General features: G+C 27.1%; 17 protein-coding genes and 2 pseudogenes. 2 read left to right on the forward strand and 17 right to left on the reverse strand.

Annotation, left to right across the window (positions count from 1 at the left end):
- Positions 1-479 precede the first annotated feature (479 nt).
- The 4 genes and pseudogenes from ACY1IQ_RS16335 to ACY1IQ_RS16350 form a co-directional block, all read right to left on the reverse strand.
- Positions 480-1799, reverse strand: coding sequence for a hemolysin family protein (locus tag ACY1IQ_RS16335; RefSeq protein ID WP_461614966.1), 1320 nt, complete (start codon positions 1797-1799; stop codon positions 480-482).
- Positions 1800-2140: 341 nt separating this feature from the next.
- Positions 2141-2470 carry a DUF1801 domain-containing protein gene (locus ACY1IQ_RS16340; protein WP_461614967.1) on the reverse strand — a complete coding sequence of 110 codons (330 nt, stop codon included), beginning with the start codon at positions 2468-2470 and terminating at the stop codon, positions 2141-2143.
- Positions 2471-2881: 411 nt separating this feature from the next.
- The gene (locus tag ACY1IQ_RS16345) at positions 2882-3088 is read right to left on the reverse strand and encodes a hypothetical protein (RefSeq protein ID WP_461614968.1); all 207 of its coding nucleotides are present in this window, start codon (positions 3086-3088) and stop codon (positions 2882-2884) included.
- Between the two features lie 692 nt (positions 3089-3780).
- Positions 3781-4355: pseudogene (locus tag ACY1IQ_RS16350) on the reverse strand (GNAT family N-acetyltransferase).
- A gap of 422 nt (positions 4356-4777) precedes the next feature.
- On the opposite strand from ACY1IQ_RS16350, the gene ACY1IQ_RS16355 reads away from it, so the two are divergent.
- Positions 4778-5605, forward strand: coding sequence for a class I SAM-dependent methyltransferase (locus ACY1IQ_RS16355; RefSeq protein WP_461614969.1), 828 nt, complete (start codon positions 4778-4780; stop codon positions 5603-5605).
- 357 nt (positions 5606-5962) lie between these two features.
- On the opposite strand, the gene ACY1IQ_RS16360 is transcribed toward ACY1IQ_RS16355, so the two are convergent.
- The 11 genes and pseudogenes from ACY1IQ_RS16360 to ACY1IQ_RS16410 form a co-directional block, all read right to left on the reverse strand.
- Positions 5963-6688, reverse strand: coding sequence for a class I SAM-dependent methyltransferase (locus ACY1IQ_RS16360; RefSeq protein WP_461614970.1), 726 nt, complete (start codon positions 6686-6688; stop codon positions 5963-5965).
- A gap of 365 nt (positions 6689-7053) precedes the next feature.
- Positions 7054-7590: a GNAT family N-acetyltransferase gene (locus ACY1IQ_RS16365; protein ID WP_461614971.1), complete on the reverse strand. Its 537-nt coding sequence runs from the start codon at positions 7588-7590 to the stop codon at positions 7054-7056.
- Between the two features lie 329 nt (positions 7591-7919).
- Positions 7920-8422 (reverse strand): annotated as a pseudogene (locus ACY1IQ_RS16370) (GNAT family N-acetyltransferase).
- Between the two features lies 1 nt (position 8423).
- Positions 8424-9131, reverse strand: a complete 708-nt coding sequence (locus ACY1IQ_RS16375; protein ID WP_461614972.1) for a GNAT family N-acetyltransferase — start codon at positions 9129-9131, stop codon at positions 8424-8426.
- Positions 9132-9328: 197 nt separating this feature from the next.
- Entirely contained in the window at positions 9329-9940 is a 612-nt protein-coding gene (locus ACY1IQ_RS16380; protein ID WP_461614973.1) for a CPBP family intramembrane glutamic endopeptidase, read from the reverse strand.
- Between the two features lie 141 nt (positions 9941-10081).
- Positions 10082-10357 carry a hypothetical protein gene (locus ACY1IQ_RS16385; RefSeq protein WP_461614974.1) on the reverse strand — a complete coding sequence of 92 codons (276 nt, stop codon included), beginning with the start codon at positions 10355-10357 and terminating at the stop codon, positions 10082-10084.
- Positions 10358-10657: 300 nt separating this feature from the next.
- A complete protein-coding gene (locus tag ACY1IQ_RS16390; protein ID WP_461614975.1) occupies positions 10658-11128 on the reverse strand; it encodes a GNAT family N-acetyltransferase in 471 nt (156 codons plus the stop codon).
- An 896-nt stretch (positions 11129-12024) separates the two neighbouring features.
- Positions 12025-12564 (reverse strand): nitroreductase family protein, encoded by a 540-nt coding sequence (locus ACY1IQ_RS16395; protein ID WP_461614976.1) that lies wholly within the window; start codon positions 12562-12564, stop codon positions 12025-12027.
- 248 nt (positions 12565-12812) lie between these two features.
- Positions 12813-13955: a peptidoglycan-binding protein gene (locus tag ACY1IQ_RS16400; protein ID WP_461614977.1), complete on the reverse strand. Its 1143-nt coding sequence runs from the start codon at positions 13953-13955 to the stop codon at positions 12813-12815.
- Between the two features lie 446 nt (positions 13956-14401).
- Positions 14402-15442 (reverse strand): serine hydrolase domain-containing protein, encoded by a 1041-nt coding sequence (locus tag ACY1IQ_RS16405; protein WP_461614978.1) that lies wholly within the window; start codon positions 15440-15442, stop codon positions 14402-14404.
- 171 nt (positions 15443-15613) lie between these two features.
- Positions 15614-16654: a serine hydrolase domain-containing protein gene (locus tag ACY1IQ_RS16410; protein WP_461614979.1), complete on the reverse strand. Its 1041-nt coding sequence runs from the start codon at positions 16652-16654 to the stop codon at positions 15614-15616.
- 516 nt (positions 16655-17170) lie between these two features.
- Here ACY1IQ_RS16410 and ACY1IQ_RS16415 point away from each other — a divergent pair.
- The gene (locus ACY1IQ_RS16415) at positions 17171-18367 is read left to right on the forward strand and encodes an alanyl-tRNA editing protein (RefSeq protein ID WP_461614980.1); all 1197 of its coding nucleotides are present in this window, start codon (positions 17171-17173) and stop codon (positions 18365-18367) included.
- An 80-nt stretch (positions 18368-18447) separates the two neighbouring features.
- Here ACY1IQ_RS16415 and ACY1IQ_RS16420 read toward each other — a convergent pair whose 3' ends face one another.
- Both ACY1IQ_RS16420 and ACY1IQ_RS16425 read right to left on the reverse strand, forming a co-directional pair.
- Entirely contained in the window at positions 18448-19839 is a 1392-nt protein-coding gene (locus ACY1IQ_RS16420) for a sensor histidine kinase (RefSeq protein WP_461614981.1), read from the reverse strand.
- Positions 19836-20552, reverse strand: coding sequence for a response regulator transcription factor (locus ACY1IQ_RS16425; protein WP_461614982.1), 717 nt, complete (start codon positions 20550-20552; stop codon positions 19836-19838). The genes ACY1IQ_RS16420 and ACY1IQ_RS16425 overlap by 4 nt, the downstream gene beginning before the upstream one ends.
- Positions 20553-20704 lie beyond the last annotated feature (152 nt).

Raw genomic sequence — 20704 nt, forward strand, 5'->3', positions numbered from 1 at the left:
TTATTATTAGAATATTATACGAAGTTACTCATTATTACTTATATCCTTTGTATAAGAATATAAATTTTTCTATTTTAAAACATCGTGTTACTTCACTTATCAATGATTCATAATTTGCTTAACAGCCGCCAATGAAAATGAGTATGCAATGTATATATAGATATATCAGTTCCAAATTTAATCTATGAATTCATAAAATTGTGCTATTAAATTATTACTGAGAAATTTAAAATTAATTAACCGTAGCGGCGAACAGTGTTCGCCATATATTATTGAATAAATATTAAACTATAAGAGGTATTAAAAAGAACTGACGAACATTGTTTACCCTTACATGTTACTACATAAAATATTTGAGTTATAATGTAAAAATACCGTAAAATTCAAGTTTGAATAATACGGTATTAGTTATTACTATTTATTTTTTATATTAAATAATTAATTATATAAGATTATAATTTTATATAATTAATACAAAACTAAGCTTTTGCTTGAACATAAACCTTTATTTTTTCAATTCTTTTTTCTTTTATTTCTTCTAACTTAAATATTAAATTCTCATATTCAATATTTTCTTCCTCAGTAGTCTCAGGAATACGTCCAAGAAGGTCAATAACAAATCCACTTACTGTATCATAATTGTCATTTTCAATATCTATATGAAAATAATCACTAAAATCATCTAGAGAAAACATACCATCTATTATAAAAGTATTGTTATCAATTTTATTTATAGATGGTTCATCTTCATCATATTCATCCTCTATGTTACCCATAACTTCTTCAATAAGATCCTCTATGGATACTATTCCTGAGAACCCTCCATATTCATCAATTAATACTGCCATATGCTTTCTAGAGGCTTGTAATTCTTTAAATAATTCATCAATATTTTTTGTTTCTGGAACAAAATATGGTTGTTGTAATATACTTCTAATATCTACATTTTCAAAACCATACTTTCTTGCTTCAATGAAGAAATCTTTCATATAAAGAATACCAATAATATTATCAATCTGTCCCTCATACACAGGAATTCTTGAATATCTTTCTTCTAATAACTCATCTAAGATTTCACTTAAAGGAGTATCTATATTAATTAAGTATACTTCAGTTCTTGGTGTCATTACTTCATCTGCTAATTTATCATCAAAATCAAATATACTATTTATCATTTCTTTCTCAGTTTCATTTATAACTCCATGCTCTTGTCCAACTTCTACCAAAGACTTAATCTCTTCTTTTGATACCTTTTCATCTAAACCGTCTATTTCAAGACCAAATAATTTAATCAAAATATTAGTTGATGCTGAAAGCAGTTTTACAAATGGCACAGTTATTTTAGATATATATAGTATAGGTATTACGGAAATCATCGCTATTGTCTCTGATTTTTGTAGTGCTACTCTCTTAGGAAATAATTCACCAAATACTAATGTTATATAAGAAAGTATAATAGTTACTACTATTAAGGCTATTTGTCCACTATAAGGAATATTAAATCTATTTAGATATTGTGCTAAATCACCTGATAATCCAGTAGCAGCAGAAGCACTAGAAAAAAAACCAGCAAGAGTTATTCCTACTTGAATAGTAGATAAGAATTTCGTTGGCTCCTCCATAAGTTTTAATAGTAGTTTTGCTTTCTTGTTTCCCTCTTCTGCAAGAATTTTCATCTTGTTCTTATTTAAAGATACTATAGCCATCTCAGCTGATGCAAAAAATGCATTTATCAATGTTAAAATGACTATTAAAATTAATTGTGAAGTTAAATTCGCGGGTTCAGGATCTGTTTCCATTATTAATTCCTCCAAAAATAAAATATTTTTACAATAAATAATATCACAAATAATAACAATAGTAAAGCGAGTAGTAAATGATTGTTATGAGTATAATTAAATATTACATGTATATACCTTCTACTATTATATTTGCTATTTAATATCCTTATGCCTAGGTTTATAATATTCTAATATTATAACTTAATTTACATCCAAATTATAATATGGATTCTCTATTAAAATAAATTATTTCAACGCCGTATTATTTAGTTTTCAAAGAAATTAATTTTTATATCTTAAAATTCATCAACTAATTCGTCTTTTAAGAATAATACCAATTAAAGGTTATAAATTGTAACTTACTCAAAACTTTCCACAAATATTATTTTCAATAATTCACTTGGAACTTGTTGATTATGAAAAATTTGCAGCATCCCTTTTGGCGTTATCTTATATCCTGATAACTCATCTTTATGAAAAATAACTGCTTTTGCTTCAATATTAATATGATCTTTAAAGGGAATAAGACGAATAAAATTATTACCTACATAAAATGACGGTAATTTAGCCCACAATTTCTCATCAATACTTCGAGATGTACTTTTGTAAATAAGTTCATAAAACATATAAAATCTTTGCTTTGTTTGTTCATCAAAATTCTCTAAATAATTAAATATATCCTCTTTCATTTTTTAAAGCTCCATTTTTACAAATTTATTTTGTCTGTGTGTCATATAAATAACCTTTATTACACAATTTCTTACATTACACATCACTATATTTGTTAATTATATATAATCTTTAATACTGTGCATTCAGTTTTCAAAGGATTGTAAATCACAAAATAAAATATCATCTATCATTTCTTGATTACTGACCTTCTTTATTATGCAACCATATAGAGCATTTAGTCTTGAGAAATAAGAAATATCAAAGGAATAATACCTATTTATTAATATTTCAGCATTGAATTTAATAATGGACATTAAAGAGCTATTAACATTAGAATTTGGAATAATATTACAAAATTTACTTTTTGGGGTAATAGTATTGAATTTTGTAGTTGTTATGCCTTATAAGAATATTATGTCTAATATTAATTATTTCGTATTGGTATGTTTTTTTATTTCATCAACAATTATAAATGTGCATACTACTACTATTGCACATAATATTGAAATTGCAGTAACTACAAGACCTATCTCATAAGCACCAGACCCAATTGCTGAACCCACATTTGTAGCTAAAAATTCTACTATCCAAAATGTTATAAATCCTATCAATAAATAAACTATTTTTTCTCCCATTATTATCCCTCCTTGATTTATATATCATTTATTACAATAAAAGATTAATCTTAAGAGAATTTCACCATATTATGCCAAATATATATCTATATATTTCATAAATTTGGTAGTAAATATTTCTAAAATCATACTATTTAATTTTTAAACTACACTATTCATGTTTTGAAGTTCAATATTTAGATTTTAATCTAATTAATTTGTATCATTATATAAGGTAATAATATCTTTTCTGCTTTACTATTTATAATATCGTAGAGGCGAACATTGTCCGCCAGCTTTCCTTTCCACATTGGTATCATTTAATTAAACCACATGATTGCATGAATGTACTTTTACATAATAATATATTTATGAAATTCAGTACTATTACAACATGTTTAAGTATTATTTATTAAAATATTAAATTTATATCCAATATATGATAGTAGAAACTAGTTTAAATTTTCTGACAAACACAGTTCACCACTACATGTTGCTACATAAAATATATATCCTATTTTAAACATATATACTTATAAAATAATATCTAAACTGTGAATAATCATGATTCTCTAACCTATTTTCTTTTAAGTGCACCTTTCAATTACTATTTATCTCCTTATCTTTTAAACAATATATTACATATTATATGAAATGCGTTGTTTATAATTATTTTATAAGAACATTACCTAGTGATATAAAATTGCTACATTTTATTCATCGTTACTCTTTGCTTTTTGATTAATCCATTCTTCTTTTAAAATTGCGTATATTACATCATCTGCCCATTCATTATCAAACCAAAAGCTTTTTTTAAAATGTGCCTCTTTTCTCATTTGAACTCTTTCAAGCAATGCTATAGATTTTATATTTCTGGGATCAACTGAAGCAATTATTCTATGCTTTTTTAAATTATTAAATAAGTAATCTATTAAAGCAATGATAGCTTCGGTAGCATATCCTTTGCATTGATGATCTAAAGATAATGTAAATCCTATTTCTACCTGTAAGTTATCTAAATCTATAAAATGAATTCCTATATCCCCTACTAACTCATCAGTTTCCTTAATAAAAATTCCAAGTTGATACCAGTATCTGGTATATTCAGAATTTTAACAATTTTTTCATTAATAAATTCTTTTACCTCTTCGACCGTTTGCGGTTTCCAGCCTTGAAATTTATATATTTGTGGATTTGAGCGATATTTAAATATAGACTCTGCATCAGAAATTCTAATCCTTCTTAATGCTAATCTTTCTGTTGAAATATTCATCTCATTGAAATTCATTATTTTTACCTCCGAATGTATAATTTAGTTAACCAAAATAGGACAGTTCGCTTCTAAAACTTAAAGTATCTATACCTTCACAATTACACTGTATATATCTTGTTGCGTATAATACAATTATACATTACATAACCATTAATTTGCTTCTTTTCTTAAATACCGCATTATTCAACTTTTAGAGAACAGTGTTCATATTTTTGGTTATAACTGTATCATTTTAATTAAATTATGACATAAAACACCATCAAATTTATCTCTAAATAATATGATATCTTAAGAAATAATTTGAGTGAATATCCCAAAACTATATGGATAAAGTAAATAGTAATTATATTGACGAGTCTTAAGAGCATGGTATAATTAATATAGTTAGTTGTGACTAACTTAAATATTTTTATAGATTTATAGAGGGGATGGTATTTATGTCAGTAAATAATATAACTAGTTTACAAAGTGTACAGTCAACCATGTTAATCCCACTGTGGGGACGGGCAAAAATGAGCAGGTTATATCCTGAAATTTTTATAGATGATAAAGCAATAGAGATTATTGAAAGATTAGACTATGATTTTTCTGGTATAGAAAAGGCCTTCGGTGAATTCGGAGGAATTAGCTATATTGCACGTGCCATTCATACTGACACAATAATTAAAAATTTTATTAAGCGATATCCTAAAGCTACAATTGTTAATATTGGCGCCGGTTTGGATACCACCTTTTCCAGGGTGGACAATGGTATAATAAAGTGGTATGATCTGGATTTACCGGATGCAATTGACTTTCGCGAAAGTATCATTAAGCACTCGGATAGAAATCACTTTATTGCAAAATCTGTCTTTGACACTAGTTGGTTTGACGATATTCAATTTAATAAGGACAATGGTATATTATTTATAGCTGGAGGTGTTTTTCATTATTTTGAAGAAAAAAAGCTTATAGATTTATTCTGTAAGCTTGCTAAACACTTCCCAAAGGGAGAAATATTTTTTGATGCTAATTCGAAAGAAGGTCTTGAAATATCTAACCAGATTGTTCGTTCTTCTGGTAATCATAATGCATTGATGACATTTTCCGTGGACGATCCATCTTCAATGGAAGATTGGTCACATAAAATAAAATTAATTGCTTCCTATCCATATTTTAAAGATATTCCACGTAGCAAAAAATGGCAAGAAACTACCCGTGTTAACATGGATAAAGTAGATGAATCAGGTATGTGTAAGTATATTTTTCTCAGATTTGAAGAATAGAAAAGTCAATTATTGTATATATTCATATTTATATAATGGTACAAGTGTATATAAGATATACTAAAATAGAATTATATAATATTATAAGAGTAGCGAAATACTACTCTTATAATGTTGATTAAAATCCAGAATCACTATTCTATTTTATTTAAAATTACTTCAAAGTGTTATTCTACATTTAAATATAAGCCATTAAATCATATAACTAATAGCAATTAATTACTTTTCCTATAAATAGTAACAATATTATGAATACTAGACTTGATATAATACTAAAAATAAAAATCATTTTATTTTTATAATAAATTTTCACTATAAAATTTTCACAGTGCACATGATATTTAATATTCAATGCATTCAACTTAATTTCCTTAACAAAATGTGATTATAAAAAGATATATTTATATACTCATCTATGTTACACACTTTCATTTCAACTTCAAACATTTTTTCTTGCCACATTGGCTCATACTTAATTTCATTATTTTGTTGCAAACCCAAAAACGTTCTAACTCCAAGAACCTTTTCAATATTAACGTCTAAATCCCCTATCCACTCTCTAACATCATTTACATCATAATAATCCACTTGTCCAAAATTCATAACCTTAGCTGCTTCCCCATCAAGTAGAGATATTGCTTCATCCACATTGTTTTCAAAAACAATTTTTTGCATGATTCTTCCTGCATGATTATGTTTTACTATAGATATTATCCCATTTGGTTTAAGAACTCGGCATAATTCTCTAAATATTTCTTTTCGTTCTTTCGCATACTCAAAAACATTATGGCATATTACAACATCAAAGAAATTATCATCTTGCTCTTTTAATTGTTCTATATTACCAATAATCTGTTTATAATTGTTGTCACATATTCTCATATCTATCATATTAGCATCTGGTTCTATTGCTACCACATCATTATTCTTTGCTAAATGATTTGCAGTAATTCCCAACCCACTTCCAAAATCGAGGATTTTACAATTAGTTACTTGTGATAGTTGTTCCCAAAGCAATCTATAGTATAATGCACTCCAAGGCTTTTTCATATTTTCTAAGTATGTTTTTAAATCATTACTCATTATGTTCCTCCAATTATATAAATCATTTTTTATTGTAATATTTTACATTTATGTCATATTTGATTTTTCCCTCCTAATATATTCCCTAAGAAATACTATTCTCCTTCTTATTTCAACAAAAATAGTAACTAACATAGTGCTATAAGTTGCTTATAAAGTTAGTATAAAGTGTAAAACATTTTAAATTAAGCTATAAAAAACACTGTAAAATTCATTTCTGAATAATACAGTGTTTTAAAAATTTATTCACTTTTGAAGTTGTTAAATCTAATATATACGTATAATGCATTCTGTTAATTAAATCATATATCATATCAATTAATATTAAAATTATGAATTAATTAACAACTATAAATCAGTACTATTTAATCATTATGCTCTGAGTATTTCATAATTCTTTCTTTTAAAAATACGTTAAATTCATTGTATTCATCCCAAGATAGATTTCTATTAAAACTCATAATCTTTAATTTATGACCTTTATACTCTTTTCTATATGGTGGATGAATATGTTCAAATTCTTGAAGCTTAAATCCTAAGTTAGAATAAAACTCTAATCTTTTAATTGATATATCATCTACTGGTGGGTCTATTTCTAAAACTATAGTTTCATTATTCTCGCAAAAATCCTTTAAAATTCTAGAACCATAGTTTTTTCCTCGTAGACTAGGCGATATTGCTAAGTGTTCAATGTATTTACAATTATCTAAATCCCAATATAATAATATTCCAACTAATTTATTATTTTCACAAACGGCCATGCAATTATATTTATCATCTTTTAAAACGTCCATTTGATCTTTTATAGTTCTTTGCTCAAATATAGGAAAACTCACTTTATATATATTCATTACATCACCAAAATAATTATTATCACTAGAATTTATTCTTACAAACTCCATTTCTATTTCCTCCTAAAGTTTTATATTAACTATAGATTATATCATATATTAAAATAATCTAAAATTTATTAGTTTGAGATTTATTATTGTAACTTAGTTGCTCCAAATACACTCTTACTATGTAACATTTTGTAATAACCTTATGTTTAGTTTTCAAATAACATTGTTTGTATTTTAAATTTTAATATGTAAGTTGTAATATAATCAAATTATATATTAAAAATACCATAGCATTCATTTCTGAATACTACGGTATCTTAGAAAATTATTTAGTTTTATAGTTATTAGAACTTTATTTATAACATATTCTTATCATAAATATATTAGATTTAGCACAATATTTCATAAAACATATACTGCTCACCCCTGAAATCTCTAATTCCAAGACAAGTCATTCCAATTTTCTTCATAGCTCTCATAGATCCAATATTTTTAGGGTTAGCCATACCATATATTTTTGCTATATTACTATTTTTAAAAGCAGTTTCTATAACAGCTTTTCCAATTTCAGTAGCATATCCTTTATTCCAAAAATCCACCCTAATTGCCATTCAATTTCTGGTTGCTTCATCAAATATGGATTCAACCCTGTTAATCCTATAATTTTATTGCTTTCTTTTAATATAACTGCTCCATGAAAGTTATCTAATGATAAACTTTCTCTATTAATACTAAATTGGATATATCCCTTAGTTCTTTCTTTGGTCCAAACAGTGTCCCCAGTGTATATATGAACTCGCTTGTCTGACATTAAGTTATACAACTCATCAGTATAATCTAATAACCAAGGTTTTATATATAAACGTTCCGTTTCAATTATAATTTCGCTCATATTATTTATTTCCAATACTAATTGAATTTAAATGGTTTCTTTCATCAATTCTTCTAATCATTGAATAACAATATGGGGTAAAATGTTTAAGCCAGAAGCGTCTTCCTTCAATATTAGCAGATTCAAAATCTGTAGAACAGCGTTTCACTCCCTTTTCAATAGCCCAATCAGTTGCGACATTTAATAGTCTTGACATTATATGTCGTCCTCTATATTCTGGTAATACATACGCTCCATTTATTGCCATTGTATAACCATCATCTAATTCATCCATATTAATTTCAGTTGTATTTGTTTTTAAATAACCTATAATTTTGCTATTAATCTCGGCAATCCATAAATTATTACCTTCTGTTTTAAGCCAATCGCTATATTCATCTATATAGTTTTCACTAATATGATTATATAAATATATTGGTGATGATGAAAGATGCTTGTCTATTCCTTTAAAAAGATGTTTCATATTAATAAGGTCTGTTATATCAGCTTTTCTTATCAATATGCTATTATCTATATTGGGTATAGCTATTTCTTCAAGTGGACGTACAGCGTCAATAACCAACATACCAAATCTATTCATCACCCAAGAATCAGTTATATTTTTATCATTAACGTACAGCAACACCATGTGTATAACAACGTGAATTGACCCACAAATCAGAAGCTCTTCTATAGAGTTCACTATATAAATACTTTTTATCATATCCATCAGCTATCCCATGAAGTGTATGATGTCGTAGGTGCGAACAATGTTCGCTGGTTTTCATTCATGTAAATAACATTAAAAAAATATTATTTAAACATCAATCATCTACCTAACACCTAATAGTAGAACCACTTTGGATTTTCTGAAGAACACTATTCTCCCCTACAGAAAGCGCATTTTTAATATGCAATACTCTGCTTTTAAATTATGTTAAACATTGCCATGAGTGATGCTAAAGTGTTAGCACAACCATGAAGTAACCAGCTTGAAATTATAGATCCTTCTGATTGTTTTTCATTAATTACTCCCATCAGCCAACCTGCCATAGCAGTGATTAAAGTAACTATTAGTGCTCCTAATATTCCCGATAATTCCCTAAACATAATTCCATGCATTAGTCCAAATAATAGTGCTTGAATAGAATTTCCAATTTTAAATCCAAATCTTTTTACAAATCTTTTTGTTAAAAATCCTCTAAAGAAAAGTTCTTCAGAAAGGCCTGTCTGTAAAAAAGCATAGATTAGAGCTAGGAAAAGAGCAGAAATACCTTTTCCTTCAAACTTAGAAGTTGCCATATTAGAACTGTCTATAAATAATGGCACAATTATAAATGCTGAAAAAGATAAAACAAATATAGTAAATAAAAAAGTTATCATATAATTTCTTTTATTTTTTACTATTGGCTTTTTTATGCCTAAGTATTTTAAGAAGTTTGACTGTTTTTTATCTCTTGTAAGCCACCAAATAAATGGTAAAATTAAAAATAATATAACTTGAATAATTGCACTAATTAACAAATTAATAAATTCCATATTATAGCCTCCTATTATAATGCACTCTTCGCAAAATATAATAATTATGAATTATATTCTTAAAAAATATTATCCTCCTAATCCTTACCTTAAAAGTTGATAGCTATATTGTAATATAATCATCCTATAACTTAAAAACAGCTAATTTAATAATTCAGAAACAGATAAAAATATAAATAAGATGCCTAAAATAATCCAACCTATTCCAGTAATCTTATAATAATTCTTATCTTCTTTTAAATCTGTTCTCTTTATAATATTAATTCGATCTAATCCATTAATAATATTACTTACACCTAAAAATAGAAAAACAACATTCTTCTCAACAAAATGTAAAAAATATAAAATAGCTAAAATTGCGGTAATAATATTAAATATCCACTGTATTATTGAAATAATTTTATAATTGTTTTTCAAAATTACTCTCTCCTCTATTTATTTATAATAATTTAATTTATATAATCTAATATTTATATCCACCTAAACTTATATCTATAATACATTCTCTTTAACACTTCAATTTCCTTCATATTCCAGCAAAAAGACATCTAATATACTTTGACAAATGAATTAGCTTGCTTTGTAAACCATTCATATTACAAAATAAAAAACACCGTAAATTCCCTTATGAATAATACGGTATCTCAATTTATATTCACTTTTTATATTAGTATTAATAAATTCTTATAATAATTTGCTGTTCATTAAAGCTACCTATTAAATATTTTTAGACATATTTATATCAGTAGCAATAAAGCCTGTCTTTTCATATAATGATAAAGCTCTTTTGTTATGTGCAAATACATGCAATAAAATTTTATTAATGCCAAGTTCTTTAACTACGTCATCAAGAGATTTAAGTGCTTGAGTACCATATCCCTTACTACGAAATTCTTTAAAAACAATGAAGTCATATATAAAGGCTTCTTTTCCAATTAATTTTTCATAACATTGAAACCATAGATATCCAACCTTTATCTGTTTATCAGCATCTATTATAGAAAAGAGATATTGATTTTCACTATAAATACCCTTTGGAAGTAATCTAGCAAAAGTTTCTTTAGATAGGTTTTCTGCTTCCTCTTGAGCCCAAGCACCTGCTTTAATTTTTTCAGCAGCATACTCCTTAATAGCGTTATTAATATAGTTGCTAAAATCAAATTCATTCATCTTTTCTAATCTAACCATATTCCCCTCTAATTATATAATTTTTTAATAAATATTTTAAAACTAACACAACTTATAATATCTCTAGATAAAGATTATGCTCATTCTAGAGTGTATATTACTTTATATAAGATTTTAGTATGTCAAATATTCATCACTCTTAAACATAACCTTACATCAATAAACAAGTTACATAGCTGTATTCCATAGCTTTTTAAGCTTATTGAAAAGCTTTTGATAATCTAAGCTTATTAGCTATGTAAGGCTTTAATCATATTAGTAATGAAACATACATGCTATAGATAGTTTGTAATCTATTTAATTAAATTAAAATAATAAACTATATCTTTACATAACTGATTTAGCTCAATAGAGGAAATAATAATCTTGTAAATTAGAAAAATCATAATGATTGTAATAAATGGTTCCAAAGATTTTTTATTGTTTTCTCTTTTACATAGTTGACTATCTTTTCGTAAATTTCTAAAAATTTTTAAAATAAAAATTAAATATAGTAGAAATAAAAATAAATAAAATCTTTTAAACCTAATCTCATTAATATTATTTCTAAAGCTCCTAAGTGTTTCCTTATTAAAATCATTTTCAATAATATTATTTTTAATATTATTTTTAGATATTGCCACATTCCATTTTAAAATTTCTATACTGTTTTCATTTAAAATATCTATTTTGCAATAATACTTTCCACTTCTAAACTCTAATGCTTGGGAATTATTAGAAATATAAAGCATAAAAACTACAAGTATAATAGCAAAAATTACAGAGTCAATTAAAATCTTTTTTTAGTTTTACTACTCATAACCAGTCTCCATTAATATACTAAATATTATTCTTAGTTTACACTATCTAACTATTGTTCATTATTGTATGTTTATAATTTAATTTTATATAATTTTTTACCAAACTTCATAGTGTATTATTTCTTCAAGTTTCTTTCGTGGACGAGCTTTTGGAGTTTCATTTGTATACCCAACAGTTATAACACCTACTACATACTTATCAGATGGTATATTTAATATTGGTCTAATCTCTTCTTGAATAAACCACCCAACCCAACAGGTGCCTAATCCTAAACTAGTAGCTTCAAGTAACATATGTTCTATGGAAATTGATGTATCTCTGATTATCTGCTTCAGTTCCATCTGTGGGCTATCTTCATTTAATACTATATCTATATCTTCTCTAATTCTAGAGCGTATATCTGCAACACATACAATAAAGACTGGAGCGGAAAGCATCCATTTTTGATTATGGGATGTTTCAGCTAACCTTTTTCTAGTAGATTCAGATTTTACCACAATAAAATGCCATGGCTGTGTGTTACTACCAGATGGTGCAAGTCTTGCACTATCAAGTATCTGAATTATTTTTTCATCTTCAATAGATTTATCAATGTAATTTCTAATACTTCTACGATTTTCAATTTCTTTAATCATATTTTTAATTTCCTCCATTAAAATATAATATTAAAATTTCCTTCATTTTTAATATATTCCCTAACAAATACTTTTCCCCTCCTTTTTGTAAAAAGATTAAGGACTATTCAAATGTATTTTGAATAGTCCTTGATTTTTAAAATATATTTTTAGTAAAACTGTTAAAACTTCTTAAGGATAAATAACTATATAAGTTATTTCTATACAGCTACTGCAATACTTTGTACTTCTTTTAAAACTTTCTGAATTTAATTTACTCCATAGCCATCTATAATAGTTTTATTAAGCTTATAATAGTTCATTTTTATAGCATCGCTAGAATTTCCTTCAATAGTACGAATTGCTCCTTCAGAACGTAAATATTCTACTACAATGCCAGTATGATAATAAGAACCTGATGAATTTTTAAAGAAAATAACATCGCCTGGTTTTGGATTGTATCCTGAAATTCTTGTCTTGTATCTTCCACGAGCTTTATACCAATTTACTCCATCTGAACAAAGAGCATACCTTGGTACAATACTTCCAAGTATTCCAGCTTTATTAGCGCACCAAGACACAAACATAGCACACCATGGTTGACCATTCATTCCGTACCATTCACCATAAGGATTTATATTATTCCCATTAGTTTCTTTAAATCCTTTTTTAAGTTCTTGTTTTGCTACTTCAATAAATTTACTAACGCCTGATCCACCTACAACTTCACCACCATTCGAATTCGAAGAACTATTTAATGCCTTCCAAGTTGCTGGTCCTACTATTCCATCTGCTGATAGCCCATTGGCTCTTTGGAATTTTACTACCGCATCATGTGTACCTTGTCCAAATACTCCGTCAGCTCCATACTGTCCAACACTATATCCTTTATTTATTAATTTCTGCTGTAGTTCTCTTACTTTATCTCCCCTTGATCCCTTTCTTAATAGTTCTCCACCAGAAGAATTATTACCAGATGAATTATTAATTGCTTTCCAAGTTGCTGGTCCTACTATTCCATCTGCTGATAATCCGTTAGCTCTTTGGAATTTTATCACTGCATCATGAGTTCCTTGTCCGAATACTCCATCAGCTCCATATTGTCCAACACTGTATCCTTTATTTATTAATTTTTGCTGTAGTTCTCTTACCTTATCTCCTCTTGATCCTTTTCTTAATAGTTCTCCACCAGAAGTGTTACTAGAAGAATTATTAAGTGCATTCCAAGTTGCTTGCCCTACTATTCCATCTACTGATAATCCATGGGCTCTTTGAAATTTTATTACCGCATCGTAAGTACCTTGTCCAAATACTCCATCAGCTCCATATTGACCAACACTATAACCAAGCGAAATAAGTTTTTGTTGAAGTTTTCTTACTTCTTCTCCTCTACTACCCTTTTTTAATAACATAACATCCTCTCCTTAATTTAAAATTTGTTTTACACTATATAAAGAGAATGTAATAGTACCTTTGTAACCCTATCTTTAAACAAAATTTTAATTTTACATCTAACATACTAATATTTCTGTTTCTCTACAACAAAAAAGCACCTATCACGGTGCTATAAGGACTTGTTAAAGACTACATTAATTTAAACCACAAAAGTTCTATAAAGATACAAGCTTGAATTTTAAATTATCCATAAACCTTAAAAATATTTTTATACAAAACAAATAATTGATTTTTAAGTAATTCCTGCTGAATATAAATAATTAAAATAAAGTTACTATAGATATTCTTATTTTAATTATACAAATATTCCATTATATCAATTTATCTAAACTATTATAAAAAGGAGAATAATATCAACTATTCTCCCTTCATCTCTTTAATTTATAATTTAAAAATTACTTAACTATATTTCTTCGAAAATAATCGTTCTTACCTTAGACGCTCTCTTGAAAAAATGCTCATCAGGAACATTTGTTATCATTATGATTTGAATGTCCTCCCCTAGGAAAACTTCATTAGATGAAAGAAATCCCGGTATTATTCCACTATGGTCTACCCTTTCTCTAACTTTGCCTCCAAGTTCTTCAGAGATTAAATGTACTCCATATCCATAATAATCATTTTCTTTAACCTTAATATATTTTTCAGTTATTTTCTTTAATAATTCCTCACTAATAATTTTTCCTCCAATTACTTCTTTATTCCAAATATATAGATCTTCAACGGTAGAGTATAATGCTCCTGCAGCATGAGGTATACTCATATCTATAAATTCACAATTTATCATCCTTTTTTCTTCACCTTTCAGCTCATAACCATTAGCTCTCTTCTTAATTATTTTATAATAATCATCATATCCAGTATCAACCATTAAAAGTTTGTTAAAGATATTATCCTGTAAGTATTCCTCATAGCTTTTATTAGATACTTTTTCAATTATATATCCTAGTAAAGCATATCCAGAATTTGAGTAAGAGTATTTTGCTCCTGGTTCAAAATCATATGGAGCATACTTAAATTCATTAATGAGCATCTCTAAACTATGTTTTTTCCTTATAGTATTTTCAATAGAACCTTTAATATTAGTATAATTAAATATCCCTGATGTATGAGTCAATAAATGATGAATAGTTACCTTGTCTCCTTTAGGATAATCTGGAATATATTTATCCAATGTATCATTTAAATTTAATTGCCCATTTTCAAAAAGTTGCATTATTGCTACAGCTGTAAACTGCTTTGTTACAGAACCAATACGAAATTTTGTTTTAGATGTATTTAAAACATCTAATTCATAGTTTGCCATACCATATCCTTTGCTAATTATTTTTTCACCTTTTATAGAAACTAATATGGCACCGTTAAACTTCTCTTTTTCCACAAGGTCATTTAAATAATTATCGATATTTATACTAATCTTATTTAAAACTTGTTTATTTATCATATTTCTTATACTCCTCCCTTTCTACATAAATAAAGTTTTAATATTATTATAGCTTTTAGTTTTAATTTTTTATTGTATCATTTTATCTCACCTATTATAAAAAGGAGAATAATATTCAACTATTCTCCCTACATTCCTTTAATTTATAAAATAAATTTAACAATTGCTTTACTATATTTCTTCGAAAATGATTGATTTTACTTTAGGTATTACCTCAAAAAAATACTCATCTACAATATTAGTTATCATAATAACTTGAACATCTTCCTCTTGAAAAATTTCATTAGATGAAAAAAATCCTGGTATTCCTCCACCATGTGATATTTTCTTTCTAGCTTTTCCTCCAAGTTCCTCATCGCCTAAACGTATCCCATAGCCATAATAATCATCTTTTTCAACCTCAATATGTTTACTAAGCATCTGATTTAGCGCTTCTTTACCAATAAGTTTTTCTCCAATTAATGCTCTATTCCAAATATATAAATCTTCAACAGTTGAGTATAATGCTCCTGCAGCATAAGGTATGCTCATATCTATAAAATCACAATTTGTAAGTCTTCTCTCTTCACCTTTTAAATCATAACCACTGGCCCTATTCTTAATTATTTTATAGTAATCATCATATCCTGAATCATTCATTAAAAGCTTATCAAAAACATTCTCTTGTAAATATTCTTCATAGCTTTTATTAGATACTTTTTCAATTATATATACCAATAAAATATATCCAGAATTTGAATAAGAATGCTTTGTTCCAGGTTCAAAATCATATGGAACATATTTAAAATCATCAACCAACGTCTCTAAACTATATTTTTTTCTTATAATACTCTCCATAAAATCTTCAACACTAGTATTGTTAAATATCCCTGATGTATGAGTCAATAAATGATGAATGGTTACTTTGTCTCCTTTAGGATAATCTGGAATATATTTATCCAATGTATCATCTAAATTTAATTGCCTCTTTTCAAAAAGTTGCATTATTGCTACTGCCGTAAACTGCTTTGTTATAGAGCCAATACGAAATTTTGTTTTAGATGTATTTAAAACATCTAATTCATAGTTTGCCATACCATATCCTTTGCTAATTATTTTTTTACCTTTTATAGAAACTAACATAGCGCCACTAAACTTCTCTTTTTCCACAAGGTCATTTAAATAATTATCAATATTTATACTAATCTTATCTAAGACTTGTTTATTTATCATATTTCTTATATTCCCCCCTTTTATTCATAAATCCATAATTATATAATTTTGTTTTTATCAATCTATAGATTTATCCCATCAATAAAGGTATTTTAGCACTTTTCAGAATTAACTGTCAATTTTTTGCATAAACAATACATTTAAATGTATATTCTATAAAATTCTTATAATAGATCTTTTAGCTTATCCTTTTCTATATATACTTTAATTAATTCAGTTTTCCATATACAATATAAATAAACCATTTTAAAATTTAATATATAACTAAGTATCTATTCTTTTAGATATTTCAGTTTGAAACTTAAAGAAATTAACAATTAAAAGTGAACAATTGACAATTATAGTTGAAATTAATTCTCTACGAATTAATCTCTTTAATAGGCTTTTCAATAAAAGTGACTTTGTTACTTTTAAAAGAAATTTAAAACTTCTCTCTTATGAGAGAAGTATCCATAATTCGCCATTGTCAATAGTCAATTTTCAATTGTATAAGTGTTAAATAAAGGAGAATGTTAAATGGAGAGACTTTATTATGAAAATCAATATATTAAAGATTTTATAGCAGAAATTATAGACGTTAAAGAAATTGATGATAAATTTCATATTGTACTAGATAAAACAGTTTTTTTTCCTGGTGGTGGTGGTCAGCCTTGCGATTTAGGTTTAATAGAAAACTTAAATGTTATAGATGTATATGAAGAAAATGGAGTTATATATCATGTCACTGAAAAGAAACCTATAAAAATACATAGAGTTAAATGTTCTATAGATTGGATAAGAAGATTTGATGGTATGCAGCAGCACCTAGGCCAACACGTACTTTCTGGCTGTTTCTTTAAATTTTTCAATGCCAATACTTGCGGATTTCATTTAGGACAATTCGTTAGTACAGTGGACATAGAAGGTATTTTAGATGAGGAAACCATTAGAAAAGCTGAAGCTATGGCAAATGAAATTATTCATACCAACTTAAAGGTAGAATTTCTATTGCCAAATAAAAAGGAAATAAAAAAACTAAATCTAAGAAGAGATCTTCCAAAAACAGATGAACAAATAAGAGTAGTTAAAATAGAAGATTTAGACATAAATGCTTGTTGTGGTGTGCATCCTTCTTCAACACTAGAACTTCAAGTAATCAAAATAAAAAGATGGGAAAAGCATAAGAAAGCAACTAGAATAGAATTTTTAGCAGGAAACAGAGCTGTTGAAGATTATATAAAAAAAGATCACTATATGAATCTTATATGTAGATATTTAAATACCAATGAAGAAGAAGCTATAAAGGGTATAAAAAACTTACATGAAGAGCTTAAGAATACTGCGGAAGAAAATAAAAAAGCCCTAATTGAACTTACTAATTATAAAACCCGTGAAATCATAGATTCTGCTGAAAAAATAGGTGATATTTCTATAGTTAAAGAAATCTATGATAATGAAGATCTGAAATATGTAAGTAAATTGGTTTCAAAAATTACTGATAATCCTAAAACCATTGCCCTAATGGCTGTTACATCTTCTGAAAAAGCCAATTTAATATTTGCAAAATCAAAAGATATACAAAATATAAGTATGAATGATCTTCTTAAAGATACTATAACTTTAATTGACGGTAGAGGTGGTGGAAGTGAGTTCCTAGCACAGGGTGGAGGAAAAAATAATGGAAATGTAGATTCTGCCTTAAATAGTGCTTTTATAAAAATAAAAAATAGCTAAATTATGAATATATTATCTAAACAATTATAAAAAGTGTAAGTAAATTTTATCCTGCTTAATTTACTTACACTTAATTTTATTTAATATTCTATAATCGGTAGAATAATGATTGCTTTAAATCCTTTTCCTTCCTCACTTTCAAGTATAAATTCACCATTATGAGCTTTAATAATCCTTGAAACCATAGGTAAACCTAGTCCATGTCCATTATGAATAAAGTTTTTTCTTTTAGAAGAATAGGGTAATTCCAATAAGTTTGGTATTTCACTTTGTGGAATACCTCTGCCATTATCTGATACAATAAACCAACAAGTTTTTTTATCTTCATCTAAAATTGATTGTAATAATATTCTACATCCTTCTTTATTATGAATAATGCTATTTTGAACAAGATTGGTTATTGCACGAATTAATAGCTTCTCATCCCCATTTATTTTTATATATTCTTCTGAAATATTTAGTTCTATAGTATATTTTTCATCTAATCCATTATTTAAAAACTCTGATGCTACTTTTCTTGCAAGTGAAGATAATTTAAGTATCTTTTTATTTAGTGGTTGCATATCATACTCTAACATTGATACCATATTTAAATCTGCCACAAGAGAGCGTAATTTTTCCCCTTGATGACGGATAATACCTGCCTGCTGGCGCTGCTCCAAAGTTATGGTTTCATTTTCCTCAAGGCTACTTGCATAGCCAAGCATTATTGAAAGTGGTGTTCGTATATCATGAGATATACCTGCAATCCAATTGAATCGTGCTTCATCTCTTGCCTTTAATGCAGTATTTTTTTCTTCTAAAAGTTTAGAAGTATAACTAACACTTTCTGCAAGATCACTTAAGACGCCATTAGACTCAATATCTACAGGCTTTTCTTCCGTTAGTGCATGAATGCCACCAATAATAGACTTTATAGATTTTATTAAACGAGAACCAATCAAAAGTGATAATAACAATGCTAAAAGAATGTTTATTATTATTAAAGATAATATTCTTAAAGGCAAAGCACTTACCCACTCTACAGGAAAATTAAACTGATATTTAGCAAAACTATCTTTTGGGTATCCAACAACAAGAAGTCCATCGCTATGTTCCCATACATAAACAGGATAATCCATTAAATAATTTCGTGAAAATTGTGCTACATCTGTGAGGGAATAAGTATTAGCAACCTCCTTTGGCGCTCTCTCATTCCATATTACATTGCCTTCTTTATTAATTAACATAGCCCAAGCCTTTTTTTCTTCTAATAGTTTTTTAGCTTCATTATTCAAGTTATAACTTAATCCATTATTATTTAATCCTTCTGAAACCATTTTAACTGTATTAAAAGGCGATTGTTCTTTTGGTTCACTCATTCCTTTAAATATCAGTGTTCCAAGCATAATAAAATTTAAAATTACCAAGGCAATAGATATGAGTATGGTTGCTCTTATGAAATGCCTTAAAATTTTATAAGCGCCATTCATATTTCTTTTTCCTCTACTATAAGTTTATACCCAAGTCCTCTAACAGTAATTAGATATTTAGGCTTAGATGGTTCTGACTCAATCTTTTCTCTAATACGCCTTATATGAACCATTAAAGTATTTTCATAACCAAAATAATCATCTCCCCATACAGATTGACACAGGGCATCACTTGTAGTAATACGTCCTTTATTTTCATAGAGTTTTAAAAGTAAAGCATGTTCTTTAGCAGTCAATGGTTGTTCACCTTTTTCGCTGCGTACCATTGCACTTTCCAAATCCACAATACAATCACCAACAGTAAAAATAGGTAAGCTCTCCTTAATTGATGAGTTATAAACCCGTCTTAATATAGCCATAAGCCTAAGTGTAAGCTCTCTAGGTAAAAAAGGTTTCACAATGTAATCATCTGCTCCTAAGCCCAGTCCTAACAAACGATCTTCATCCTCTCCTCTTGCTGATAAAAAGAGAACAGGTAATTGTGAAAATTTACGTATGGAGGAAAGCAAAGAAAAACCATCACCATCTGGTAACATCACATCTAAAATAACAACATCAGGCTTCTCAGTCTGGCATAGCATTAAAGCTTCTTTACAATTTGATGCATGATATATTCGTGAAAATCCTTCTTTACGTAAAAAAATTTCTACCATATTTCTTATTTCAATCTCATCATCAACAATGAGTATCTTTCTATATTTTAAATCTTCCATATTTCATCACCCAACTTTATTATATAATACAAATTCTGTAATTTCTAATAAACTTCTTCTCATTACATAAATTTAAGGTTGTCGTAAGGTTCTTGTAAGTGGAAAGAAAGGTTGTGATGCTACACTACTCCTAGAGAAAATTTTTTAAAATA

Source organism: Clostridium sp. Marseille-QA1073 (assembly GCF_054863625.1).